The 25,412-nt window shown below is 50.0% G+C and carries 22 protein-coding genes, 2 tRNA genes and 1 other annotated feature; of the genes, 14 read left to right on the forward strand and 10 right to left on the reverse strand.

Annotated features, from left to right (window positions below; all coding sequences use genetic code 11):
• Positions 1-9 precede the first annotated feature (9 nt).
• The 7 genes from A4G20_02170 to A4G20_02200 all read left to right on the forward strand — a co-directional run bounded on the left by A4G20_02170 (position 10) and on the right by A4G20_02200 (position 9,523).
• Positions 10-1,908, forward strand: a complete 1,899-nt coding sequence (locus A4G20_02170; GenBank protein ID QIW15230.1) for an RNA polymerase sigma factor RpoD — start codon at positions 10-12, stop codon at positions 1,906-1,908.
• 88 nt (positions 1,909-1,996) lie between these two features.
• The gene (locus tag A4G20_02175) at positions 1,997-3,079 is read left to right on the forward strand and encodes a peptide chain release factor 1 (GenBank protein ID QIW15231.1); all 1,083 of its coding nucleotides are present in this window, start codon (positions 1,997-1,999) and stop codon (positions 3,077-3,079) included.
• A gap of 88 nt (positions 3,080-3,167) precedes the next feature.
• Complete coding sequence (locus A4G20_02180; protein ID QIW15232.1) at positions 3,168-4,040, forward strand: protein-(glutamine-N5) methyltransferase, release factor-specific; 873 nt, start codon at positions 3,168-3,170, stop codon at positions 4,038-4,040.
• Complete coding sequence (locus tag A4G20_02185; protein ID QIW15233.1) at positions 4,016-4,858, forward strand: hypothetical protein; 843 nt, start codon at positions 4,016-4,018, stop codon at positions 4,856-4,858. The genes A4G20_02180 and A4G20_02185 overlap by 25 nt, the downstream gene beginning before the upstream one ends.
• 127 nt (positions 4,859-4,985) lie before the next feature.
• Positions 4,986-5,933 (forward strand): glycerate dehydrogenase, encoded by a 948-nt coding sequence (locus tag A4G20_02190; protein QIW15234.1) that lies wholly within the window; start codon positions 4,986-4,988, stop codon positions 5,931-5,933.
• A gap of 248 nt (positions 5,934-6,181) precedes the next feature.
• Entirely contained in the window at positions 6,182-8,086 is a 1,905-nt protein-coding gene (locus A4G20_02195; GenBank protein QIW15235.1) for a molecular chaperone DnaK, read from the forward strand.
• A 309-nt stretch (positions 8,087-8,395) separates the two neighbouring features.
• Entirely contained in the window at positions 8,396-9,523 is a 1,128-nt protein-coding gene (locus tag A4G20_02200) for a molecular chaperone DnaJ (GenBank protein QIW15236.1), read from the forward strand.
• 95 nt (positions 9,524-9,618) lie between these two features.
• Here A4G20_02200 and A4G20_02205 read toward each other — a convergent pair.
• Both A4G20_02205 and A4G20_02210 read right to left on the reverse strand, forming a co-directional pair.
• Positions 9,619-9,695, reverse strand: a tRNA-Asp gene (locus A4G20_02205).
• 15 nt (positions 9,696-9,710) lie between these two features.
• A tRNA-Asp gene (locus tag A4G20_02210) sits at positions 9,711-9,787 on the reverse strand.
• A 207-nt stretch (positions 9,788-9,994) separates the two neighbouring features.
• Between A4G20_02210 and A4G20_02215 the strand changes: the two genes are divergently transcribed.
• Genes A4G20_02215 through A4G20_02225 form a run of 3 tightly spaced genes read left to right on the forward strand, consistent with a single transcriptional unit; the run spans position 9,995 to position 12,794 of the window.
• The gene (locus A4G20_02215; GenBank protein QIW15237.1) at positions 9,995-11,374 is read left to right on the forward strand and encodes a signal recognition particle protein; all 1,380 of its coding nucleotides are present in this window, start codon (positions 9,995-9,997) and stop codon (positions 11,372-11,374) included.
• A gap of 1 nt (position 11,375) precedes the next feature.
• A complete protein-coding gene (locus tag A4G20_02220; protein QIW15238.1) occupies positions 11,376-11,885 on the forward strand; it encodes a hypothetical protein in 510 nt (169 codons plus the stop codon).
• A 45-nt stretch (positions 11,886-11,930) separates the two neighbouring features.
• The gene (locus A4G20_02225) at positions 11,931-12,794 is read left to right on the forward strand and encodes a pyridoxal kinase (GenBank protein ID QIW15239.1); all 864 of its coding nucleotides are present in this window, start codon (positions 11,931-11,933) and stop codon (positions 12,792-12,794) included.
• A gap of 56 nt (positions 12,795-12,850) precedes the next feature.
• Here A4G20_02225 and A4G20_02230 read toward each other — a convergent pair whose 3' ends face one another.
• The 6 genes from A4G20_02230 to A4G20_02255 all read right to left on the reverse strand — a co-directional run bounded on the left by A4G20_02230 (position 12,851) and on the right by A4G20_02255 (position 20,202).
• Positions 12,851-13,315: a 6,7-dimethyl-8-ribityllumazine synthase gene (locus A4G20_02230; GenBank protein QIW15240.1), complete on the reverse strand. Its 465-nt coding sequence runs from the start codon at positions 13,313-13,315 to the stop codon at positions 12,851-12,853.
• A 158-nt stretch (positions 13,316-13,473) separates the two neighbouring features.
• Positions 13,474-14,673 (reverse strand): bifunctional 3,4-dihydroxy-2-butanone 4-phosphate synthase/GTP cyclohydrolase II, encoded by a 1,200-nt coding sequence (locus A4G20_02235; GenBank protein ID QIW15241.1) that lies wholly within the window; start codon positions 14,671-14,673, stop codon positions 13,474-13,476.
• 203 nt (positions 14,674-14,876) lie between these two features.
• Positions 14,877-15,524, reverse strand: coding sequence for a riboflavin synthase subunit alpha (locus A4G20_02240; protein ID QIW15242.1), 648 nt, complete (start codon positions 15,522-15,524; stop codon positions 14,877-14,879).
• A 200-nt stretch (positions 15,525-15,724) separates the two neighbouring features.
• The gene (locus A4G20_02245; protein QIW16830.1) at positions 15,725-16,816 is read right to left on the reverse strand and encodes a riboflavin biosynthesis protein RibD; all 1,092 of its coding nucleotides are present in this window, start codon (positions 16,814-16,816) and stop codon (positions 15,725-15,727) included.
• A gap of 221 nt (positions 16,817-17,037) precedes the next feature.
• Positions 17,038-17,160: a binding site (FMN riboswitch), on the reverse strand.
• A 29-nt stretch (positions 17,161-17,189) separates the two neighbouring features.
• Positions 17,190-19,214: a DNA ligase (NAD(+)) LigA gene (gene ligA / locus A4G20_02250; GenBank protein QIW15243.1), complete on the reverse strand. Its 2,025-nt coding sequence runs from the start codon at positions 19,212-19,214 to the stop codon at positions 17,190-17,192.
• 1 nt (position 19,215) lies between these two features.
• Positions 19,216-20,202 carry an aspartate-semialdehyde dehydrogenase gene (locus A4G20_02255; GenBank protein ID QIW15244.1) on the reverse strand — a complete coding sequence of 329 codons (987 nt, stop codon included), beginning with the start codon at positions 20,200-20,202 and terminating at the stop codon, positions 19,216-19,218.
• A gap of 159 nt (positions 20,203-20,361) precedes the next feature.
• On the opposite strand from A4G20_02255, the gene A4G20_02260 reads away from it, so the two are divergent.
• From A4G20_02260 to A4G20_02270, 3 genes are read left to right on the forward strand one after another with little or no spacing between them, the layout of a single operon-like run.
• A complete protein-coding gene (locus A4G20_02260; protein ID QIW15245.1) occupies positions 20,362-20,652 on the forward strand; it encodes an addiction module antitoxin in 291 nt (96 codons plus the stop codon).
• Complete coding sequence (locus A4G20_02265; GenBank protein QIW15246.1) at positions 20,645-20,941, forward strand: addiction module toxin RelE; 297 nt, start codon at positions 20,645-20,647, stop codon at positions 20,939-20,941. Before A4G20_02260 ends, A4G20_02265 begins: the two co-directional genes overlap by 8 nt.
• A 33-nt stretch (positions 20,942-20,974) precedes the next feature.
• The gene (locus A4G20_02270; protein QIW15247.1) at positions 20,975-21,457 is read left to right on the forward strand and encodes an aminoacyl-tRNA deacylase; all 483 of its coding nucleotides are present in this window, start codon (positions 20,975-20,977) and stop codon (positions 21,455-21,457) included.
• A gap of 53 nt (positions 21,458-21,510) precedes the next feature.
• Here the strand turns inward: A4G20_02270 and A4G20_02275 are convergent, their stop codons facing one another.
• Positions 21,511-22,200, reverse strand: a complete 690-nt coding sequence (locus A4G20_02275) for a 50S ribosomal protein L1 (protein ID QIW15248.1) — start codon at positions 22,198-22,200, stop codon at positions 21,511-21,513.
• Positions 22,201-22,204: 4 nt separating this feature from the next.
• Complete coding sequence (locus A4G20_02280) at positions 22,205-22,633, reverse strand: 50S ribosomal protein L11 (GenBank protein ID QIW15249.1); 429 nt, start codon at positions 22,631-22,633, stop codon at positions 22,205-22,207.
• A gap of 270 nt (positions 22,634-22,903) precedes the next feature.
• On the opposite strand from A4G20_02280, the gene A4G20_02285 reads away from it, so the two are divergent.
• A complete protein-coding gene (locus tag A4G20_02285; protein QIW15250.1) occupies positions 22,904-25,408 on the forward strand; it encodes a hypothetical protein in 2,505 nt (834 codons plus the stop codon).
• The last annotated feature ends 4 nt before the right edge of the window (positions 25,409-25,412 follow it).

The following is a 25,412-nucleotide window of genomic DNA, read 5'->3' on the forward strand; positions in this document are numbered from 1 at the left end:
GGTAATATTATGGAACAATACACAGACCAACAAACCCAGCTAGAAGAACAGCAATCCCAGATTGAATTGCTGATTGCCACTGGGCGAGAACAGGGCTATCTGACCCTGTCAGAAGTGCACGACCACCTGCCGGAAGAGCTGGTGGATGCCGATCAGATCGAAGATATTATTCAGATGATCAACGACATGGGCATTAAGGTGCTTGAAACCGCCCCCGATGCTGATGATCTCATGTTAGCTGGCGGCATTCCTGACGAAGATGTCGTTGAAGAAGCCACCAAGGTGCTTTCCACTGTAGAATCAGAACTCGGCCGCACCACCGACCCTGTGCGTATGTATATGCGTGAAATGGGCACGGTGGAGCTTTTAACCCGTGAAGGCGAGATCGATATTGCAAAACGGATTGAGGAAGGCATTAACGAGGTTCAATGTGCCATTACCGAATACCCGGAAGCCCTGATTGAGTTGATTCAAAGCTACCAACAGGTAGAAGAAGGCACCATGCGGATTTCCGACCTAGTCACCGCTTTCATTGACCCCAATGTGGTGGAAGAGGCCGCAGCGGATGAGTTTGCCGATATTGACGATGAAGACGAAGAAAGCGAATCGGCTGCCGATGTGCCTGATGACGATGAAAGCGAAGAGGAAGAGTCAAGCAGCAGTGACAGCAGCGATGACAACAGCATTGACCCAGAACTTGCCCGTGAGAAGTTCTATGCCCTGAAAGCTCAGCATGAAAAGGCCCTCCTCGTTATTCAAAAACATGGCCGCACAGGCGCCCGTGCCCGTAAGGAAATCGATGCCCTGTCAGACATCTTCCGTGAATTCCGCCTAGTGCCTAAACAGTTCGATCTCTTGGTTGAACGCATGCAGTCTATGATGAAGCAAGTTCGCCGTGAAGAACGCCAAATCCAGCGTTGTGCGGTGGAGTATGCCGGCATGGAAAGAGGCGTTTTCCTCAAACTCTTCCAAGGCCATGAAACCAACGAAGCCTGGTTAGACAAGGCCTTTGAGCGTTCCCTGCCGAAAAAAGAGAAAGACTACAAGGAAAAACTGGCCCAGCATAGCGACCAAATCCGCCTTAGCATTGCCAACCTCAAGGGCTTGGAAGAACGTACAGGCCTAACCATCAGCCAAATCCGTGAGATTGGTGGCCGCATTGCCAGCGGTGAGCTCAAGGCCCGCCGGGCCAAGACCGAAATGGTCGAAGCCAACCTGCGTTTGGTGATTTCCATTGCCAAAAAATACACCAACCGTGGCCTGCAATTCCTGGATCTGATCCAAGAAGGTAACATTGGCCTCATGAAGGCAGTGGACAAGTTTGAATACCGCCGTGGCTATAAGTTCTCCACCTATGCGACTTGGTGGATCCGCCAGGCCATCACCCGCTCCATTGCGGATCAGGCCCGCACCATCCGGATTCCGGTGCATATGATTGAGACCATCAACAAGCTCAACCGTATCTCCCGCCAATGCCTACAAGAAATGGGCCGGGAGGCCACGCCAGAAGAACTGGCCGAACGCATGGGCATGCCAGAGGACAAGATCCGCAAGGTGCTTAAAATCGCCAAGGAGCCAATCTCCATGGAAACCCCGGTGGGTGACGATGACGATTCGCACTTAGGTGACTTTATCCAGGATGAAAGCCTGGAATTACCATTGGATTCTGCCACGGCCGAAAGCCTGCGTATTGCCACCAACGAGGTGCTAGAGGGCTTGACCCCACGTGAAGCCAAGGTGCTGCGTATGCGGTTCGGTATCGACATGAACACCGACCACACGCTTGAAGAGGTGGGCAAGCAGTTTGACGTAACCCGTGAACGGATCCGTCAAATCGAGGCCAAGGCCCTGCGTAAGCTCCGCCACCCAAGCCGTTCAGAAACCCTGCGGAGTTTCTTAGACGACTAAGCCCCAGTGCCTTTGAGTTTTCAAAGGCATTGTTTTATGCCGCCAACAAGCGGTCTATTTTCTCCCATTTTTTACAAAAACATCAAAAATGAAAGCATCCATTATTAGCAAATTAGAAAGCCTGAGCGAACGCCACGAGGAACTGCAAGCCCTCCTAGGCGATGCCTCCATCATCAGCGATCAAGACAAGTTCCGTGCCTATTCCAAGGAATATGCCCAGCTTGAAGAAGTGGTTGGCACCTTCAACCGCTGGAACAAGCTCAACAGCGACATCGAAGAAGCCCAGCTCCTCTTAGACGACCCAGATATGAAGGAGATGGCAGCCGAGGAAATTGCCGAAAACAAGGCTGAGATCGAAAACCTGGAACAGCACCTGCAAATCCTCCTCCTGCCAAAAGATCCCAACGATGAATACAACGCCTTCCTGGAAATCCGAGCGGGTACAGGTGGCGATGAGGCAGGTATTTTTGCTGGCGATCTCTACCGGATGTACAGCCGTTATTGCGAAAGCAAACGCTGGCGGATTGAGGAAATGTCGGCCAACGAAAGCGAACAGGGCGGCTACAAGGAAATCATCGTCAAGATCAGTGGTGAAGGCGTGTATGGTCAGCTCAAGTTTGAGTCAGGCGGCCACCGGGTGCAGCGTGTGCCAAAAACCGAATCCCAGGGCCGAATCCACACCTCTGCCTGTACGGTTGCGGTGATGCCAGAGTTGCCTGAAAGCGAACTGCCTGAAATCAACCCAGCCGACTTACGTATCGACACCTACCGCTCCTCAGGGGCGGGTGGCCAGCACGTGAATACCACCGATTCGGCCGTGCGGATCACCCACTTACCAACCGGGATTGTGGTTGAGTGCCAGGACGAACGTTCCCAGCACAAGAACAAGGCCAAGGCCTTGGCCGTGCTCGCTTCCCGTATTGTTCAGGTAGAACAGGAACGCCAGGCTGCAGAACAGGCCGACACCCGCCGCAACCTCTTGGGTTCAGGCGATCGTTCTGACAAGATCCGGACCTACAACTACCCTCAAGGGCGAGTAACCGACCACCGTATCAACCTGACCGTTTACCGTCTCGATGAGATTATGAACGGCAAGATTGATGAACTGATTCAGCCGATTATTACGGAATATCAGGCGGATCAACTGGCGGCACTTTCCGAGCAGGCTTAATATGTAGGGTGGGCATCCTTGCCCACCATTGTGACCAAAATTATTTGGTGGGCAGGGATGCCCACCCTACCCAAAATTGTTAATCCCCATGAACTACCAAACCTGGCTTGAGCAGGCTATCAATCTGCTCAAGCCTAATCAGGCCCAAGACCCCTTTATCAACCCCAAGACCGATGCCAACCTGCTCCTGCAAGCGGTGACCAAACGCTCAAAATCTGCCATTTTTGCCTTTGGGGAAACCGAGCTTTCACTCCAAGAGCTAGGTCAGCTTGAAGGCCTTTTGGCCCGCCGTTTGCAGGGTGAGCCTATGGCCTATATCTTGGGCGAGCGGGAGTTTTGGTCGCTTCCCCTTAAGGTATCACCTGCCACCTTGATTCCCCGGCCAGATACCGAATGCCTGGTGGAACTGGCTCTGGACTGGGCCTTCAAGCGGTTGGAAAAGCAAGAAACCTTGCAAATCCTTGATTTAGGCACGGGCACAGGGGCTATTGCCCTAGCCTTGGCCAGTGAACTGGGCGAAAAAGCAGAGATTGTTGGTGTGGATAAGGAAGGAGAGGCTGTGCAACTGGCCCAAACCAATGCGGACAGCCTTAATTTAAACCAGGTCAAATTTTACCAAAGTAATTGGTTTGAGGCCTTGAAAAATCAGGCCTTTGACCTTATTGTCAGCAATCCGCCCTATATTGATGCCGAGGACGAAAACCTCAAATGGGGCGATGTGCGTTTCGAGCCGCTTTCGGCTTTGGTGGCAGGCAAGCAAGGCTTGAGTGATTTGCAAGAAATCATCCAAACTGCCCCGCTTTACCTCAAAGCAGGCGGGGCCTTAATGCTGGAACACGGCTGGCAACAGGCGGCAAGTGTGCAGAAAATATTTCAAGACAATCAATGGGATAGCATAGCAACCGCCCAAGACTACGGCGGTAAGGACAGAATAACATGGGCTATTTTGAACAAATTATAGGCGCAAACCTGCCACCCGCAGGGCTGCAAAAATACCTCTATCAAGAGCTGGTTCGGATTACCACGCTTTTAGACGAAAGTGTCAGCCCGCCACAAATTTTCGGCCAAATGGCGGCTCTAGTCAAAAAGGCCCGTTATGAGGTCAATGCCGAAAGCGACAGCGAGCGGCTGGATCAGCTCCTGCACCTGGTCTATCAAGACTGGCACTTTGGCTGTCACGCTGCCGGCTATTTTCACTCCGACAACCTCATGCTCAACAAGGTGCTCCGCACTCGCTGCGGTATGCCCGTCTCGCTTGGAGCAGTGGTGCTGAACCTGGCGGCTTCGCTTAATTTACCGCTTTACCCAGTGAATTTCCCCACCCAGCTTATCTTGCGGGCAGAATTGCAGGAGGGAGCGGCCAAGGTGGTCAAATACATCAACCCTTGGGACGGCTCGTTTTTGGATTACGCCCAACTCAACAAGTTACTTGAAGGGGAAATGGGCTATGCCAGTGAACTCAAAAGCGAATACCTGCGCCGGGCTGATGTTGAAGAGTTGCAAGAACGCCTAGAAACCGTGGTCAAAATGACCCTAGCAGGCGAAGGCCGTTATGAAGATGCTCTTAAGCTGATAGAGTTCCGCCTCATCCTTAACCCAGACGACCCCTACCAAATCCGAGACAGGGGCATGATGTTGGCCGGCCTGCACTGCTACCATGCAGCCGTGGAAGATCTGACCTACTTCATTGACCAATGCCCAGATGACCCATCAGCCATGATGCTCAAACTGGAAATGCCAGCCCTGGTGCAACAAAGTAAGCAGCAGGCCCTGCATTAAAGCCCAGCCCTATACCCTTGTATAGGGCTTTTTTGCGACCTAGATCACAAAAACCGCCCTCGGTCTTTGTGCAAGCGGGGGAAATTGGCTAGAATTTTACAAATTCATAACAAGACAAGGATTCAACATGTTAAACATTGTATTTTTAGACCGCACTGGCCTGCCAGCCAGCCATAATATCCCCGCCCTCACCTTCCCACATAACCTGACCGAATATGATGGCACCTTGCCTGAAGAAACCTTTGAGCGTGCCAAGGATGCTGATATTGTTATCACCAGCAAGGTGGTCTTTGGCCGTGAATTAATGGAAAAACTCCCCCGCCTCAAGCTGATTGCCATCACAGCCACGGGCACTAATAACGTTGATTTGGTGGCGGCCAAAGACTTGGGTATTGTGGTGAAAAACGTGACGGGTTATTCCAGCGTAACCGTGCCTGAACACGTTTTAGGCATGATCTTCGCCCTCAAACACAGCCTAGTGGGCTACCACCGTGATCAGGTGACCTCCGATCGCTGGGCGACTTGCGGCCAGTTCTGCTACACCGACTACCCAATTACCGATGTGCGTGGTTCCACCCTAGGCATCTTCGGCAAGGGCTGCTTGGGCACAGAAGTGGGCCGTTTGGCAGGCCTCTTGGGTATGAAAGTGCTTTATGCCGAACACAAGGGTGCAGCCAGTGTGCGTGAGGGCTACACGGCTTTTGAAGACGTCCTTAAACAGGCTGATATTGTGACCCTCCATTGCCCATTGACTGAAACCACACAAAACCTCATCAATGCCCAAACCTTGGGCTTAATGAAGCCAACAGCCTACCTGATTAACACCGGCCGTGGCCCCTTGGTGGATGAAGCCGCTCTGGTTGAAGCTCTGGAAAAAGGCACCATTGCAGGGGCAGCGGTGGATGTTCTCGTTAAAGAGCCGCCTGAAAAAGACAATGTGCTTATCCAAGCGGGCAAATGCCTACCCAACCTCCTCATTACCCCACACATTGCCTGGGCCAGCGATTCAGCCGTGACCACCTTGGTCAATAAAGTGGCACAAAACATTGAAGAGTTTGTTGCCACAGGCAAATAACCCCCTTTCCCAGCCGCCTTCGGGCGGCTTTTTTATGCTCTCAAGCCTGCCTTTCGCCTGCAAGCGGGTTAAAAACCGAAAAATTTCACAAATTTTCGCACTTTGCCCTTGAAGTCCCCTTTTTTGCCCCTATTTATGGCTCGTCCGAACGAAAACGTTCAGTTTATTTAATCCCCTCACCCTAACTTTTCCCCACAAGCGGAGAAAATATTCAGGGAAGGCAAACAATTTAATTGGAGAATTTACAAATGGGTAAAATTATTGGTATTGACTTAGGTACAACCAACTCTTGTGTAGCCGTAATGGACGGCGATCAACCGCGTGTGATTGAGAACGCAGAAGGTGCACGTACAACCCCGTCAATCATCGCTTACACAGACAAGGAAACCCTAGTCGGTCAGCCTGCCAAACGTCAGGCCATTACTAACCCGAAAAACACCTTATTTGCCATTAAGCGTTTAATCGGTCGTCGTTTTACCGACCAAGAAGTACAACGTGATATTGAAATCATGCCGTTTGAAATCACTAAAGCTGACAACGGCGATGCTTGGGTAAACGTGAAGGGCGACAAACTTGCTCCGCCACAAATCTCTGCGGAAGTTTTGAAAAAAATGAAGAAAACCGCCGAAGATTTCTTGGGCGAGCCAGTAACTGAAGCGGTGATTACCGTGCCAGCCTACTTCAACGACGCTCAACGTCAGGCAACCAAAGACGCCGGCCGTATCGCAGGTTTAGAAGTTAAACGTATCATCAACGAACCAACAGCGGCCGCCCTGGCTTATGGTTTAGGCAACAAGAAAGAAAACCAAATCATCGCGGTTTACGACTTGGGTGGTGGTACATTCGACTTGTCTATTATCGAAATCGACAACCTCGATGGCGAGCAAACCTTTGAAGTGCGTGCCACCAACGGCGACACCCACTTGGGTGGTGAAGACTTCGACAACCGTGTAATCAACTACTTGGTTGAAGAGTTCCAAAAAGAGCAGGGTTTAGACCTACGTAACGACCCAATGGCTATGCAACGTGTTAAAGAAGCTGCCGAAAAAGCCAAAATCGAGCTTTCTTCAGCCCAATCTACCGAAGTGAACCTGCCATACATCACAGCCGATGCAACTGGCCCGAAACACTTAGTGATTACGGTTAGCCGTGCCAAATTAGAGTCTTTGGTGGAAGATTTAGTGGTGCGTTCTTTAGAACCAGTGAAAACTGCCCTACAAGACGCTGGCCTCAGTGTGTCAGAAATTGACGATGTAATTTTGGTCGGTGGCCAAACCCGTATGCCATTGGTGCAACAAAAAGTGGAAGCCTTCTTCGGCAAAGCCCCACGTAAAGATGTGAACCCAGATGAAGCCGTGGCCATTGGTGCAGCGGTGCAAGGCGGTGTGTTGGCAGGTGATGTCACAGATGTTCTCTTGTTAGATGTAACCCCATTATCACTGGGTATCGAAACCATGGGTAGTGTGATGACCAAACTCATCGACAAAAACACCACGATCCCGACCAAGCACAGCCAAGTGTTCTCGACAGCGGAAGACAACCAGTCTGCGGTAACTATTCACGTGCTACAAGGCGAACGTAAACGTGCTTCAGACAACAAGTCACTAGGTCAATTCAACCTAGACGGCATTCAACCAGCTCCACGCGGTATGCCACAAATTGAAGTGACCTTCGACATTGACGCAGACGGTATCTTGCACGTTTCTGCTAAAGATAAGAACACGGGCAAAGAGCAAAAGATCACCATCAAGGCCTCTTCTGGCTTAAGCGATGATGAAGTGGCACAAATGGTGCGTGATGCCGAAGCCAACGCCGAAGCAGACCGCAAGTTTGAAGAGTTAGTCCAAACCCGCAACCAAGCGGACGCGATTGCCCACTCAACTCGCAAACAAATCACGGAAGCAGGCGATGCCTTGAACGCAGACGATAAAGCGAAAATCGAAGCAGCCGTGGCTGAACTTGAAAGCGCAGCTAAAGGCGAAGATAAGGCAGAAATCGAAGCTAAGATCGAAGCCCTTGTGAAGGTGTCTGAACCGCTTATCCAAGCAGGCCAAGCCCAGGCTCAAGCCGGTGCCAACCAAGCCCAAGGCAATGCGAAAGCTGACGATGGCGTAGTGGATGCTGAGTTTGAAGAAGTGAAAGATAATAAGTAATCTTTCTTGAGTAAGAAAAGGGCGTAGCGATACGCCCTTTTGGTGTATATAAAGTCGCTCCTTTCCCCGCTTGCGGGGGAAGGCTAGGATGGGGGGTTGTTGCGAAGCAACAAGAAACAAGCGGTGAGTTTTCCGCAAAAATTTGCAAATTTTTGTGAAAATTAGGCCGCTTGTATAAGTTAATCCTCTACTGATAGCGCCAGCGTCCTCGCTGGTGCTGATATTGATAAGGCACCAGCGAGGACGCTGGCGCCATCAAAGGGCTGGAAAATAACGCTATACCATAAAAAATAAATAAACAGAGAACCTATGTCAAAACGTGATTACTATGAAGTCCTTGGGCTTTCCAAAGGGGCGGATGAAAAAGAAATTAAGCGGGCCTACAAACGGCTGGCGGCCAAGCATCACCCCGATAAAAACCAGGGCAGTAAAGAAGCTGAAGAGAAATTTAAAGAGATCAAGGAAGCCTACGAAGTCTTAGGCGATGCCGAAAAGCGGGCTATGTACGATCAGTATGGCCATCAAGCCTTTGAGCAAGGCGGCTTTGGCGGCGGCCGAGGCGGTTTTGATGGCTTTAGTGGCTTCGGTGGCTTTGAGGATATTTTCAGCGAAATGTTCGGTGGTGGCAGCCGTGGGCGTTCCCGTGTAGTGCGGGGCGATGACCTGCGTTACGACCTAGAAATTACCCTTGAAGAAGCGGTTAAGGGTGTGAAGAAGGACATCCGCATTCAAACCTTGACCGCCTGCGATACCTGCCACGGTAGTGGAGCGGAAGCAGGTTCAAAAGTGGAAACCTGTCCGCACTGCCATGGTTCAGGCCGAATCCGCCGTCAGCAAGGCTTCTTTATGACCGAAACTGCCTGCCCAAGCTGTTATGGAAGCGGTAAGAAAATCGATAAACCTTGCAAATCCTGCCACGGTGATGGCCGGGTGCAAAAGGCCAAAAACCTGTCGGTAACCATTCCAGCAGGCGTGGACACCGGCAACCAGCTACGTTTAGCTGGTGAAGGGGCAGCGGGCGAAAACGGGGCACCAGCCGGTGATTTATATGTGGTTATCCACGTGAGAGATCACGAAATCTTCGTGCGGGACGGCTCCAACCTCTACTGCGAAGTGCCGATCAGCTTTACCATGGCAGCCCTAGGTGGCGAAATTGAAGTGCCAACCTTGGATGGCCGGGTCAAACTCAAGATCCCAGCGGAAACCCAAACGGGTAAACTCTTCCGTGTTCGAGGCAAGGGCGTACCAAGCCCACGGGGCGGCTATGCAGGCGATCTGATCTGCAAGGTTATCATCGAAACCCCTGTAGCCCTCAACGAGGAGCAAAAAGAGTTGCTACGCAAGCTGGAAGAAAGTTTGGAAGGCAAGAGCAACCGCCCCAAGCATGAAGGATTCATGGATGGGGTGAAGAACTTTTTTAGCAATTTAGGCAAGTAAGCAAAATATGGCCTGGCGGAAGCTAGGCCATATTTATATGGGATTGAGGGTTTTCAGAAAAGAAAAAACCTCTAGCAAGCTAGAGGTTTAAAATTTGGCGGAACGGACGGGACTCGAACCCGCGACCCCCTGCGTGACAGGCAGGTATTCTAACCAGCTGAACTACCGCTCCGTAATTAGAATAAGTTGGCGGAATGGACGGGACTCGAACCCGCGACCCCCTGCGTGACAGGCAGGTATTCTAACCAGCTGAACTACCACTCCGCAAAGCGGGAGAGATAATAATAATTTGTCGGGCCAAGGTCAAATCATTTTTTGCCAAAACGGTGTTTTTGGCTTTTTAATAGGCAGATTTGCCCGCCTCCCTTGTTTGCTGCCAAAGAATTTGTAAAAAAATTGCAGGTTTGAACCGCTTGTGGGGCAAAATTCGGTATAATCGCCCCATTTAGCTGTTTTGAGAGCGAGAAAACCATGTTTGAGAATTTATCGGACAGACTGTCCAAGACCCTACGCAATATCAGCGGCAAGGGACGTTTAACTGAAGATAATATTAAAGACACCCTACGTGAAGTGCGGATGGCCCTGCTTGAAGCCGATGTAGCCCTGCCGGTGGTACGGGAGTTTATCAACAAGGTCAAGGAACGGGCCATTGGGGTTGAAGTCAATAAGAGCCTGACCCCAGGCCAGGAGTTCGTCAAGATTGTCCAGGCTGAACTTGAGGCAGCGATGGGCGAGGCCAATGAGAGCCTTAACCTTTCCACCCAACCACCTGCGGTTATCCTGATGGCCGGCTTACAGGGGGCGGGTAAGACCACCTCGGTGGGAAAATTGGCCAAGTTCCTTAAAGAACGCCATAAGAAGAAGGTCTTGGTGGTGTCGGCTGACGTTTACCGCCCTGCGGCCATCAAGCAGCTCCAAACCCTGGCCGAGAGCCTTAAGGTGGACTTCTTCCCAAGCGAAACCAACCAGAAGCCAACCGATATTGCTGAGGCTGCCCTCAAGCACGCCAAACTCAACTTCTTTGATGTGCTGATTGTCGATACCGCCGGCCGCCTGCACGTGGATAGTGAGATGATGGCCGAGATCCAAGAGGTGCATAAGGTGCTCAACCCGATTGAGACCCTCTTTACCGTGGATGCGATGACCGGTCAAGATGCCGCCAACACGGCCAAGGCCTTTAACGAAGCCCTGCCACTGACTGGGGTGATTTTAACCAAGGTGGACGGCGATGCCCGTGGCGGTGCCGCCCTTTCTATCCGTCAAATCACCGGCAAGCCGATTAAGTTCTTGGGTGTGGGTGAAAAAACCGATGCCCTTGAGCCTTTCCACCCAGACCGCATTGCCTCCCGCATTTTGGGTATGGGGGATGTGCTGTCTTTGATTGAGGACTTGGAACGCTCGGTCGATAAGGAAAAGGCCGAAAAAATGGCGGCCAAGTTCAATAAGGGGGATGAATTTACCCTGGAAGACTTCCGTGAACAGCTGATCGAAATGAAGAAGATGGGCGGGATGATGTCTATGCTAGACAAGCTCCCAGGGGCCAAAAACCTGCCTGATCACGTCAAAAACCAGGTGGATGACAAGATGTTCGTCAAAATGGAAGCCATCATCAACTCCATGACCCTCAAAGAACGGGCCAACCCCGATATTATCAAGGGTTCCCGCCGCCGCCGTATTGCACTCGGTTCAGGCACGCAGGTGCAGGATGTCAATAAACTCCTTAAGCAGTTTGACGATATGCAGAAAATGATGAAAAAAATGCGTAAGGGCGGCATGGCCAAGATGATGAGGGGCATGAAAGGCATGATGGGCGGTGGCCTGGGTGGTTTAGGCGGGATGTTTGGGCGGTAAAATGCAGCCTTCCCCTATTATCGCCTTTATGTTAGGTGAGCAGCCTGATAGCCAAGGCCGTTGGATTAGCGACATTTGGCAGCTTTCTCCTTTTTGGAGGGAGTTTAAGCACGATTATATTCAGTGGCTTTTTCCCTTAGAGAGACGGGAGCGTTATGAAGGGCATAAACCCATTTTGAGCCTTGATGACCAAGCCTTTGCTAAAACCTCGCTCTTATTACAAGAAAATCAACGAAAGTCGCTTGATATGATGTGCCAGCATTGGGGATTAGTGAGAGCGGGGCTGGCCTTTAGTGTGGTTGAAAACCTCTCAAAACGGGAACATCGCTGGATTAAACCCTACGATCATAACCAATTACGCATCACAAGAGCCATTCGCAGCCTCGCACTTTGTGGCCAAAAGGAACTGGCCTTGGCCTTGCAGCAAGCAGTGCTACAGATAGGGCCTGTTTATGGAAACGTGGATCAAAAAGCCATTGACCATTGGCAACGGGCCTTAGATGACCTATAACAAGCGGTATAAAATCCGCCTCTTTTTGCAAATACAGGAACTTAAATGAAAAACGTACTTTCTATTCAATCTCACGTGGTCTATGGCTATGCCGGCAACAAGGCGGCCACCTTCCCTATGCAGACCCTGGGCGTAGATGTTTGGGCCCTTAATACCGTGCAATTTTCCAACCACACCCAATACGGCAAGTGGAAGGGCATGGTTTTACCTAAAGAACAAATCGGCGAAATTGCCCAAGGGATTGCTGAAATCGAAGCCCTGCACGAATGTGATGCGGTGCTTTCGGGCTATATTGGGGCGGCCGAGCAGGGGGCTGAAATCTTGGCCGTGGTGGAGCGGATTAAGTCCCTCAACCCCAATGCCCTTTATTTCTGCGACCCTGTGATGGGCCACCCAGACAAGGGCTGTATTGTCGCCCCAGGCGTGGCTGAATTCCTGCGTGATGAAGCCCTGGCTAAGGCCGATATCATCGCCCCGAATTTGGTCGAACTGCGGGAATTAACGGGCTTAACCGTGGAGAACTTTGAACAGGCCTTGGAAGCGGTTAAAGCCATTCGGGCCAAGGGCGTGAAGAAGGTTTTGGTTAAGCACTTAAGCCGAGTGGGTAAGGATCCGAATAAATTTGAAATGTTGCTTGCTAATGAAGATGGGATTTACCACATCAGCCGCCCCCTTCACGAATTTGTCGGCCGTGATCCAGTCGGTGTGGGCGACCTGACCAGCGGTGTCTTCTTGGCCAATTTGCTCAATGGCAAGTCTGATCTAGAAGCCTTCGAACACACAGCCAATGCGGTTAATGATGTCATGGCCGTGACCCAGCAATCGGGCAAGTATGAGCTACAAGTCATTGCAGCCCGAGCTTTTATCAACCAACCAGAGAGCCAGTACAAGGCAGAAAAAATCGCTTAAAGGGCTGACAAGCGGATCAAAAAGGGCAAAAACCTGCAAGTTTTTGCCCTTCTTTTTTAGGCGATGGCTTTTAGCACATTGACCATTTCAATCGCCCCAAGCGCACATTCGCTGCCCTTGTTGCCTGCTTTAGTGCCAGCACGTTCGATGGCTTGCTCGATGTTTTCAGTGGTCAATACACCGAAAATCACCGGTAACCCAGTTTGAAGGGATACCGCCCCAATGCCTTTGGCCGCTTCGTTACAAACATAGTCATAGTGGGTGGTTGAACCACGAATGACCGTGCCTAGGCAGATAACGGCATCATACTTACCACTTTCGGCCATTTTCTTGGCTACCAATGGGATTTCAAAAGCCCCTGGCACCCAAGCGGTGTCGATGTCGCTCTCAGCTGCCCCGTGGCGAACCAGGGTGTCGATAGCCCCACTTAAGAGTTTGTCGTTGATAAAATCATTAAAACGGGCACACACGATGCCGAATTTTAAACCTGTTGCAACTAGGTTGCCTGTTAATGTTGCCATTTTGAGTTCCTCTTTGAATAAAATTTATGTTTCATCAGCAATCAAAATAACGTTTTGTAGGGACGCACTGCGTGCGTCCGCATATATCACCATTAAATTAATATCGTACGGACGCACGCAGTGCGTCCCTACATTCACGTTATATTATGTTTGTGCTCTTAAAAATTAAACATATGCCGCATTTTGGCCTGTTTAACCTTTAAATAGTCCAAATCGTGCTCGGTCGCTTCAACCTGAATGGGTTCACGCTGCACGATGTTTAGGCCTTGTGCCACCAAGCCTTCAATCTTGGCAGGATTATTGGTTAAAAGACGGAGCGATTTCACCCCGAGTGCTTCAAACATTTGGGCGGCGATGTAGTATTCCCGCTCATCGTCCTTAAAGCCCAGGGCTAGGTTGGCTTCGACCGTGTCCATTCCCTTGTCTTGCAGTTCATAGGCACGCAGTTTGTTAATCAGGCCAATGCCTCGGCCTTCTTGACGGAGGTAGAGCACAATGCCCCGGCCTTCTTGCTCAATCTTTGTCATAGCCGCCGCAAATTGCTGGCCACAGTCGCAACGCTGTGAGCCAAAGGCATCGCCAGTTAAGCATTCAGAATGAATACGAGCCAAGACCTCCTGGCCCTCACCAATCTCACCCTTAACCAGAGCAACATGTTCCTTGCCAGAAATGGTTTCGACAAAGCTGTGGGCCATAAATTCGCCATACTTGGTTGGCATTTTGACAACAGAAACCACTTGAATTAGTTTATCGTGCTTGCGGCGGTATTCCTGGAGCTGCTGGATGGTGATAAAAGGCATCTTGTGCTGGGTGGCAAAGGCTTGCAGGTCGGCCATCTTCATCATCGTGCCGTCTTCAGCCATAATTTCACAGCAAAGGCCGGCAGGTTTAAGGCCAGCTAGGCGGGCCAGATCGACCGTGGCTTCCGTATGGCCATTACGCACCAGCACACCGCCATCTTTGGCCACCAGCGGGAACATGTGCCCAGGGCGGCGGAAGTCCTCAGCCTTGGCACTATCCTCCACTAATTTTAGGGCGGTAAGAGAACGCTCAAAGGCGGAAATGCCGGTGCCCGTTGCAATGTGATCGATAGCCACGGTAAAGGCCGTTTCATGGTTGTCCGTGTTGCGAGAAGACATGGGCTGAAGGTTGAGTTTTTCCGCAATCTGGCGGCTAATGGGCATACAAATCAAGCCCTTGCCATGCACGGCCATAAAGTTGATATTTTCAGGGGTGGCGAACTCAGCCGCACAGATAAAATCGCCCTCGTTTTCCCGATCTTCATCATCGGTGACTAAAATAATCTTGCCCTGACGAATGGCCTCAAGGGCCTCTTCTACGGTTGAGAATTGAAACATATTTATTCCTTTTTAATCTAACTAAATCCCCTCCCCCGCTTGCGGGGAGGGTTAGGGTGGGGGGATTGAGCGAAAGCTCAAGATTCAAGCGGTTATTTTTCTCGCAAAATTTGCAAATTTTGTTAAAAAAGCTATCGCTTGTTGCCTAACGGCAATCCCCCCATCCCAACCTTCCCCGCAAGCGGGGAAGGGGCTTGTTTGGTTTAAAATCCTGCTTTGCTTAGAAATTCTATTGTTAGGTTACTTTTCGCCTCTTCCGGCTCTTTCTTAAGCAAAAACTGCTCAATGTATTTCCCCACAATATCGTTTTCCAAATTGACCACACAGCCCACCTTTTTCGTGCCTAAATTGGTTTCGGCCAGTGTATGCGGAATAATAGAAACACGGAAACTATCGGCCTCGGTATCGACCACGGTCAGGCTAATCCCATCAATGGTGATAGAACCTTTTTCAATGATATAACGCATGAGTTTTGGTGAGGTCTTGATCTTGTACCAGACCGAATGATGGGCCGGTGTGATAGAAACGATTTCACCCGTGCCATCAATATGGCCTGAGACGATATGCCCACCAAAGCGACCATTGGCCGCCATCGCTCGCTCTAGGTTTACCGGGCTGTTGGACTGCAATTCGCCCAGTGAGGTGCGGGCTAGGGTTTCCGACATCACGTCCGCCGAAAAATGGTTGCTGCCAAATTCGGTCACGGTTAAGCATACGCCATTGACTGCAATGCTGTCGCCCAGGTGCATATCGCTAAAAATTTTATGGCCGGTGATGGTAATCACTGCAAATTCGCCCTGCTTGTGGATCTTGGCCACCTTGCCGACTTCTTCAATAATGCCTGTGAACATAATTTTTCCTCTCTTTGTTACCCCCTCCCTCGCTTGCGGGGGAGGGTTGGGGAGGGGGGATTGAGCGAAGCTCAAGATACAATACAAGCGGGACAAAAATACCTAAAATTTGCAAATTCTATTAAAAAATCTACCGCTTGTTGCCTGACGGCAATCCCCCCACCCTAGCCCTCCCCCGTAAACGGGGGAGGGGATTTGTTTTAGTTAGTTTCCACCTCAAAATCCACCAAAATATCCTCCCCAATCTGGCTGACTTGTGGATTTTTGAGTTTAACTGCCTGGGCTAAATCGCCAATACCAGCTCCACCAATCGGGGTTTTGGCAGCCACACCGCCCACTAATTTAGGGGCAATGTAGCAATGCACCCGATTAACCAAGCCCTTTTCCAGGGCGGAAAAATTGAGGCTGGAACCGCCTTCTAAGAGGAGGCTATCAATCTGCATTTGGCCTAATTTTTGCAAACAATCGGCCAAATCCACCCGCTTGTTATCTGATTTTGTTACCAGAATTTCCACCCCCAAGTCTTGGTAGGCTTGATGTTTAGCCTTATCAGCATTGACTGTGGCAATAATCGTTTTATAAGTTTGAGCCGTTTGCACTAACTGGCAGTCCAAGGGTGTTCTAAGCTGGCTGTCGCAGACAATCCGTACCGGCTGTTTGGCATTAGCCATTCGGCTGTTAAGCATAGGGTTATCGGCCAGCACGGTTTCCACTCCAACCATAATGGCACTATAAAGATGGCGGGTTTCCTGCACCTTGGCTCTGGCCTGCTCGCCTGTAATCCACTTGGATTGGCCTGTGCTGGTCGCAATTTTGCCGTCCGCTGTCATGGCATATTTCATCAGCACATAGGGGCGTTTGGTCTGAATATAGTGGAAGAAAATAGGGTTGAGGGCATCGCACCCAGCCTTCATCACACCTTCCACCACCTCAAGGCCCGCAGCCCGTAATTGTGCCGCCCCCTTGCCTGCCACCAGTGGATTAGGATCGCTTGAGCCAATCACCACCCGCTTAATGCCTCGTTCGATGAGAAGATCCGAACAGGGCGGGGTGCGGCCGTGATGGCAGCAAGGCTCCAAGGTCACATAGGCGGTTGCGCCGCTTAAGTCCTCATTGCAACTTAAAATGGCATTGCGTTCGGCGTGGAACTCGCCATATTTGGCGTGATAACCCTGGGCCACAATCTGGCCATTTTTCACGATCACACAGCCCACCAGCGGGTTGGGGTTGGTCCAGCCACGGCCCAGCTCGGCCAGGGCGATGGCTTTTTGCATATAGTCTAAGTCGGTCATTGGGGTTTTGTGTTGGTAGGGCAGGATAGAAACTGTTTCTAGGATAAGAGTAGGGACGCATTGCATGCGTCCGCAAACTTCATCACATACGATATATCGCACGGACGCATGCAATGCGTCCCTACAAGATAGTGGTATTAAGAAACAAAAACCCTGAAACCTTTCGATTTCAGGGCTTGCAAAAAAGACATGAAAAACCACCGCTTGCACGGTGATCTTTTTTCGCTCTTCTTCCATCCAGACTATACTGTCGGTACTGGAATTTCACCAGTTCCTGCCAAGTTCTCACTCGGCTCGCGGACTTTACCGCCGATCGGGAATTTCACCCTGCCCTGAAGATTAAAAATTAGGAGCGGATTTTGGGGGGATTTGGCTAAGATGTCAAGCCATATTGATTTAAAAGATCAATAAATGCCTGCTCATCCATGGTTGAAACCCCCAATTCCTGGGCCTTGGCCAGCTTGGAGCCGGCCTTTTCACCTGCAATCAGGTAGTCCGTCTTGCTGGAAACCGAACCCGACACCTTACAGCCTAGGCCCTGTAAAAGTGCCTTGGCCTGATCACGGGTTAGCTGGGTCAGGGTGCCGGTTAAGACCACGTTCTTGCCCTTAAGTGGGTTGTCAGCCACTTCCTTTTGTTCCACATTGGGCCAGGTTACGCCCTGTTGAATCAAGTCCTCGACCACTTCCACATTATGGGGTTCTTGCCAGAATTGGAAAATACGGTTGGCCACCACCTCGCCTACATCCTGCACCTCCTTGAGCTGATCTAAGTTAGCTGCCCGAATGGCCTCAAGCGAGCCAAAATGATTGGCCAGGTTCTGAGCGGTGGCTTCGCCCACATCCCGAATGCCGAGTGCAAAGAGGAAGCGGGCCAGGCTGGTGTTTTTGGCCTTGGTGATGCTGTTTAGGGCGTTAGCTGCGGATTTTTCCCCCATACGCTCAAGCCGCATAAGGGTGATCTGATCAAGCCTAAAGAGATCAGCCGGGGTGTGAACCAGCTCCTTTTCCATAAGCTGTTCGATGAGCTTTTCGCCTACGCCGTCAATGTCCATTGCCTTGCGGGAAACAAAGTGCTTGAGGGCCTCTTTACGCTGGGCCCCACAGAAGAGACCGCCGGTGCAGCGGGCCACAGCCTCGCCCTCCACCCGCACCACAGCCGAGCCGCAGACCGGGCAAGCGGTTGGGAAATGGATTTTTCTTGCAGATTCTGGCCGGCGATCTAGGACGACGCCCACAATCTGCGGAATCACATCGCCCGCCCGGCGGATAATCACTGTATCGCCGATGGTGATCCCTAAGCGTTCGATTTCATCGCCATTGTGTAGGGTGGCATTGCTGACCGTCACCCCAGCCACAAAGACCGGTTCCAGCTTGGCCACAGGCGTGATGGCTCCAGTTCGGCCCACCTGAAATTCCACGTCCTTGAGCAGGGTCATCTCCTCCTGGGCCGGGAACTTGTAGGCGATGGCCCAGCGGGGGGCGCGGGAGACAAAACCCAGTTGCTCTTGCAGGGCAATGCGATTGACCTTGAGCACCGTGCCGTCAATGTCGTAGCCCAGGGTCGGACGTTGGGTTTGGATGGCTTGGTAGAAGGCCAGCAAGTCGCTTCTGCCACGGGCCAACCTAATTTCAGGATTGACCGGAATGCCAATGGACTTGAGCCACTGCAAGCGTTCAAAATGGGTGCCCGGCAGGGGCTGTTCACTCTCATAAACCCCAATCCCATAGGCATTTAGCACCAGAGGGCGTTGGCGGGTGATTTTCGGATCCAGCTGTCGCAAAGATCCCGCTGCCGCATTACGGGGGTTGGAAAAGGTCTTTTCGCCCTTTTCCAAAGCTCGTTCATTGAGGGCCTCGAAGCCCTTTTGGGGCATAAATACCTCGCCCCGCACTTCTAAGCGTGCAGGCGGGGTGGCGGTATTAAGTTTCAGCGGAATATTGCGAATGGTACGAATATTTGCCGTGATGTCCTCGCCGGTTGTGCCATCGCCCCGGGTGGCAGCCTGGGTCAGGATGCCATCTACATAAAGAATACTGACCGCCAGCCCGTCTAGCTTGGGTTCACAGCAAAATTCCACTTCCTCCAGTTTGACCAGGGCCCGCTCGTTAATGCGGCGTAGGAAGCCGTCCAAGTCCTCATCGGAAAAGGCATTATCCAGCGACAGCATGGGGATTTCGTGGGTAATCTGGGCAAAGCCGTCAAGCGGTTTGGCCCCTACCCGCTGGGTCGGTGAATCAGGAGTAATGAGCTCAGGATGCTGCCATTCCAGGCTCTTGAGCTCGTTCATCAAACGGTCGTATTCGGCATCGGGCACCAGGGGATTGTCTAGCACATGGTAGTGATATTCATAGGTCCGCAGGCTTTCCCGCAGGTTGGCGATTTGCTCTTCAATCATCCTAAGCCTCTAACACACGTTCAAGCAGGTTGATACTGAGGAAGGCCAGGCTGAATTTCTGCTCATCAGCCACCGACCAAAATTGCAGGGCATTCTCGTTATGGCTTAAAAGTTGGCTGATTTGCAGGCTATTGTCCTCCTCAGCCTCGCCATTTTTAACTGGGGTAATGACCTCATTTTCGTTGAACTTGACCCAGTCTTGAGCCTGCCAGGCCTGGCTGAGGGCTTCTAGATCGAGAGGGTATTCACTCTGGACCGAAACCATCTGCGATACACCATAAAAAACCGGCACCTGTACCGCATGGAAGCGGGTGCAAGCGGCCAGATTTGGCAGGATTTTTGCAAATTGTAGCTCGAACATTCTAGAGAAAGGCAGATTTTTTTCATCGCCCTGAACATTGGCTGGCACAGCGTCAAAGGCCACCCGAGGCTTGTCACTGTCTAGCGGAATGCCGTTTAAAAGTTGGGCGGTTTGGCCGGCCAGTTCCCGCACCTTTTCATCGCCAAAATAGGCCGATGGCAGAAGCGATGTGACAAAAATCTGTTGGATAGGTTGCTCCAAAAGCGGCTTGAGGGCCAGGGCCAACTGGCTGATTTGCGGGTTGGCCAGGGCCACGATATTGTGTTCCCGCAGGTTGGCCAGGGCTTCATCATTGATGCCCGGTACCACCACAGGCACATTGCCGATCAGGGCGGTAATGCCGTAGAGATCCAGCACCACACAGCCGGCCTGCACGGCCTGGGCCAGGACTTCTGCCTGGGCCATCTTGCCAGCGAAGAGAACATGGCTAAAGTTAGACCAATCCACCTCGTCTAAGGCGATTTGGGGTACAGCATGGCTACCAAACCGCAGGGAGTGCTCCTCCCCAAAACTTTCCAGCTCCACGGCTGAGATGTGATCGATTTGAAGCAGGCTCTGTTCCAGGGCTTCCAATAATTTTTCTGCCAATAAAAAATCAGCAGCGATTGCTAAATGAATATTTGCCATTGTAGGGTTTTCCTTTCAAAATAAACGCCTGAATTGTACTGATAAACCAAGGATAAAGCAAAATGGCATGGGGATTAAATTAGCCTGCTTATGTTTTATTGAACTTCATATAAAAGACAGTTACAATGTAATGTAAATTACTTAAGCGAGAGGTTTATGATGGACTACACCAATTTCAATATGCGTTTAGACAATAATTTGCGGGGGCGGGCCTACCCTATTTTAGAGCAATATGGCTTAACCCCTAGTCAGGCGGTAAGAATGTTCTTTAACCAGATTGCAAATACAGGCAAAATCCCCCTTTCTTTTGATTGGGCAGCAGAGCAGAATTTAGAGGTCTCGGATAGGGTTCAGGCTATTCTGGCTCAAAATCAAGCCGAACAAGCACAGGGCAAATCCACCAAGTATGCCAATTTAGATGAAATGATGGCGGATCTGGCCGATGACTAAACCCAGACAAATTGAAGTGTTTAACTCCTTCAAACGCAATGCCAAAAAGCATTTTGAACACTTAATTTCTGCGGAGTGGGCGGAGGTTATCACCTGCTTGGTTAATCGTGTGGCCTTGCCTGAAAAATATAAGGATCACCAATTAACGGGTAATCTCAAGGCCTTTCGAGATTGCCATATCAAAAACGATTTAGTCTTGCTCTATAAAATTTCAGAAGACGATGAAAGGTTAGAATTGCACTATTTGGATACCCATTCCGAAATTTTTAAAAATGCTGGGGCAAAATAAGTTATAACCCGCAACTCACTCAAGGACAAGCCAATGACACCCGCTATCAACCTCCTTAAAAAACAAAAAATCCCCTTCACCCTCCACCCCTACGAACACGACCCAAACAACCACAATTTCGGCCAAGAGGCTGTGGATAAGCTGGGCCTCAATGCCCAACAGGTCTTTAAAACCCTTTTGGTGGCAGAAAATGGCGATCAGAAAAAATTAGCCGTGATGGTTGTGCCGGTTTCCAACCAGCTTAATCTCAAGCAGGCTGCCCAGGCTTTGGGGGTGAAAAAGGTTGAGATGGCTGACAAGGAAATGGCTCAAAAGGTTACGGGTTATTTACTAGGCGGAATTAGTCCTTTGGGGCAGAAGAAGCTATTGCCAACTGTGATTGATGAACAGGCCTTGGGGTTTGAAACCATCTTTGTGTCAGGTGGCAAAAGAGGCCTGGATATTGAATTAAAGCCGCAGGATCTGGCAGCTTTGCTCAAGGCCAAGTTTGCGGAGATTAAGGATGGAAGCCAATAAAAACAAAAAAAAACCGCAGTAAAAACTGCGGTTTTGAATGCTTAAAGCAAGTCTTAAAGGGTTGATTGATCAACCGCAACACCTGCACCCATGGTGGTAGAGATGCTTACTTTCTTGATGAAGATACCTTTAGCTGTGGTTGGTTTAGCTTTAGTTAAAGCAGCCAATAAAGCGTTTAAGTTGTCTTTTAATTGCTCAGGAGAGAAGTCTGCCTTACCGATAGTGGTATGGATGATACCATTTTTATCGTTACGGTAGCGGATCTGACCTGATTTTGCATTTTTAACCGCTTCAGCAACGTTTGGCGTTACAGTACCCACTTTCGGGTTTGGCATTAAACCACGTGGGCCTAATACTTGACCTAACTGACCAACCACACGCATTGCATCTGGAGAAGCGATAACTACGTCAAAGTTCATTTCGCCTTTCTTGATTTGGTCTGCAAGATCTTCCATACCTACGAGGTCTGCACCAGCAGCTTTAGCAGCTTCTGCGTTAGCACCTTGGGTGAACACAGCAACACGGGCTGTACGGCCAGTACCGTGTGGAAGAACGGTTGCGCCACGCACGTTTTGGTCTGATTTACGAGGGTCGATACCGAGGTTTACGGCAACATCCACGCTTTCAACGAATTTAGCCGTTGCGAATTGTTTTAAAACGGCAATCGCTTCGTTGATTTCATAAGCCTTGGTAGAATCTACGCCAGCCTTGATTGCTTTCATTTTTTTAGTCAATTTAGCCATCGTATTATTCCTCCACCACTAAGCCCATTGAACGAGCAGTACCAGCGATTGATTTCATCTTAGTTTCGATAGTCGCACCAGTCATATCAGAGGCTTTAGTTTCAGCGATTTGACGGATTTGATCTAAGGTTACTTTACCCACTTTATCTTTGTTTGGTTTACCAGAACCAGACTTGATACCGGCAGCCTTCTTAAGAAGAACAGCAGCTGGTGGCGTTTTGGTAACGAAAGTGAATGAACGGTCTGCATAAACAGTGATAACAACTGGAATTGGTAAACCTTTTTCTAGGCTCTCAGTACGAGCGTTGAATGCTTTACAGAATTCCATGATGTTCACACCTTGCTGACCTAGAGCAGGACCAACTGGTGGTGATGGGTTAGCCATACCCGCTGCAACTTGCAACTTAACGTATGCTTGGACTTTTTTTGCCATTTTAGTTTCCTTTTATGGGTGATAACGCTGAACTTCAGCTCCCCGATTGATAAAAACAAGCACCATGTGCCTTCATAAAAATACGCACAGTTTAAGGTGCGTAAGAGGCGTGTATTCTATAGAAATAAGGCTGGCTTTTCAAGCTATCTTCTCGTCTTTTTGTGGTTAATCTTTATTCTTTTTATAAACCCATAATTTTTTTGTTGATTTAAGCCTGGGTTAGGGATAGGATAAGGTATAACCATTATAATTTTAAGGCTTTTTAAAAGGATGAAAAAAACAACCCTCTCTCTTGTGATTGCAGCCCTGATGGCCCAGGCTGCAAGGGCTTCAGAACAACTGGCCCCTGTTATTGTCTATGCCAACCTTCCCCAAAATGCCAGCCTGATTTCAGCTAAGCAGCTGCAAAATGCAGGCATCGGCAATAAGAATATCAATGAATTGCTGACCACCCTGCCCAGTGTCAGAACCTCATCTAGTAGTGGAAGCGGCCAAACATTGGGCGAAATTGCTCCGCAAAACCTGTCTTTCTACGGCGAGCGTTACTATAACAACAACTTTATGGTCAATGGTATTTCCACCAATGATAATATCAACCCCATTGGTTTGGGCGAAAATGGCGTGCTCAGCCGTGATAGAACCCTGACCATCGATCCTGAATGGCTGCCTTCAGGCCATCCGCAGGCCTTTTGGTTAAACCCAGATCTGCTTAAGCAGGTAAAAGTCTTTGACTCTAACGTGCCAAGCCGCTATGGCTACTTTACGGGTGGCGTGGTGGATGCTGAATTAGATGATCCTGATTTTTCCCGCCCATCGGGCTTTATTTCTTATCGTACAACCCGCTCCGCCTGGGTGAAATTCCACCTAGATGGCCAATACCGTGATGCCTTCCATCAGGCTCACTCGCCGCTCATGCAGCCTAAGTTTGTAAAGCATCAATACAGCCTCAAACTCAACCAACCCTTGAGCAACCATTCGGCCTTGCTCTTTGCCTATGAACGCCAAACAGCAGAGATTCCCCAGCATCATCAATACCTCAAATATTGGGTGGATCAGAAACGCCGCAATGAAACCTTTTTAGTCCGTTATAAAAATGATTGGAATGACAATAACACCCTCTTGGCCACCCTTATGTATTCACCGCATATAGGCGATTACCATATGGATAATGTCAAAAATGGCGGCTTTCGGGAAAGCGGTGGAGGCTTTTTAGGTTCGCTTAACTGGAAGAACTACAATAGTTTGGGCTTATTGAGTACTGAGCTGGCCTATCGTCAGACCAAAAACCAAACCAAATATGCAGCCAATTTACTGGAAAACTATGCCCTGACCCCAAGCATTGACTGGGTTAGCGATCCTGATCCTGACTACGGCTTTGCCCGCCGAGGTGGCATTGGTAAGCGTTATACCACCCAAGAAAATGTGCTTTTGAAACAGGAATTGGCTTTCAACGCCCTACAGTTGGGCAATCATCGGCATAAATTTACCCTGGGTTGGGAATATCACCATAATCGTTCAGCCTTAAAACAGCCTGAAATGGCCATTCAGTATTCAGGTGCAAGACAATATTATGGCCAAGATGAGCATTATCGCCCCTTTGATCTGGCCGATTGCACAGACTGTATTCCTAAAGAACAATACGCAACGGGTAAAACCATCTATCATCCGCTGACAGGCAAGGTAAAACATAATAAGTTTGCCCTTTATCTTGAAGATGAATGGAAATGGAAGGACTTAACCCTCACCCCAGGCCTGCGGTTGGATTATGGGCAATTTTTAAACCAATTTAACCTGGCCCCTCGCTTCCATCTGGACTATGACCTAAAAGGCCAAGATAAAACCCATTTTATAGCCGGCCTAAACCGCTATTATGCCGATGATTTGTTGGACTATCAGCTGCGTTCCAGCTTTAATTTCTATGATGAATATAACCGCTATGACTATGAAGATGGCTGGAGCCACAGTGAGTCCAAGTTAAACATCAAATATAAGGGTGCCAAACTCAAAACCCCTTACAGTGATGAGGTCAATCTAGGCCTTAGCCACAAAATAGCCAATAGCCTGTGGAAGCTCAAATGGGTGCAGCGTCAAAGTAAGCAACAGTTTATGACCCGCATTGATTATGAGGCCAGCCCACAGCAGCGTTGGCTAAGTAATGGCGGCCGAACCACTACCAACAATGTGAGCTTATCGGCCCAAAGCCTGACTCCTTGGAAGACCCGCTGGGCAGAGCTGGGTTGGGAATTTGCCATCTCTTATCAAAAGAGCAAGTCTAATCAAACCGTGGATTACACCCAACGGGATTGGCAGGACTATGACATCGAAAAAATGCTCTACAAGGGCAAACTTCAGCCTATTAGCCAAATGCCTGCCCAACGCTTTAACCAACCTTGGACGGCAGCCCTGAAAATCAACACCTACTTCCCAGGGCTCAATCTGGCTTGGCTCCATGTGGTAAATTACCAATCAGGCTCCCGCCATTTTTCTCGCACTGGCACACGTTGTAGCGCAGACATTGCTGCCTGCGGCGACTATCGGGGCCTGGTGGCCAGAGTGACGGAGGTCAAATACCCACGGGAAATTACCCTAGACTGGAATTTTATCTGGAAAAAACGCCTAACCGACACCCAAGCCCTTTCGCTTAATCTTTCTGTCTTAAACGTCCTAAACCATGTGGCCAAGGCTGAAAGGGTGACAGAAGATGCTGGCGACAGCTACTACCAAACCTACAAACCCGGCAGACAATTCTGGCTGGGGGCGAAGTATGAGTGGTAGGTTA

Source organism: Pasteurellaceae bacterium RH1A (assembly GCA_012221805.1).
Taxonomy (GTDB): Bacteria; Pseudomonadota; Gammaproteobacteria; order Enterobacterales; family Pasteurellaceae; genus RH1A.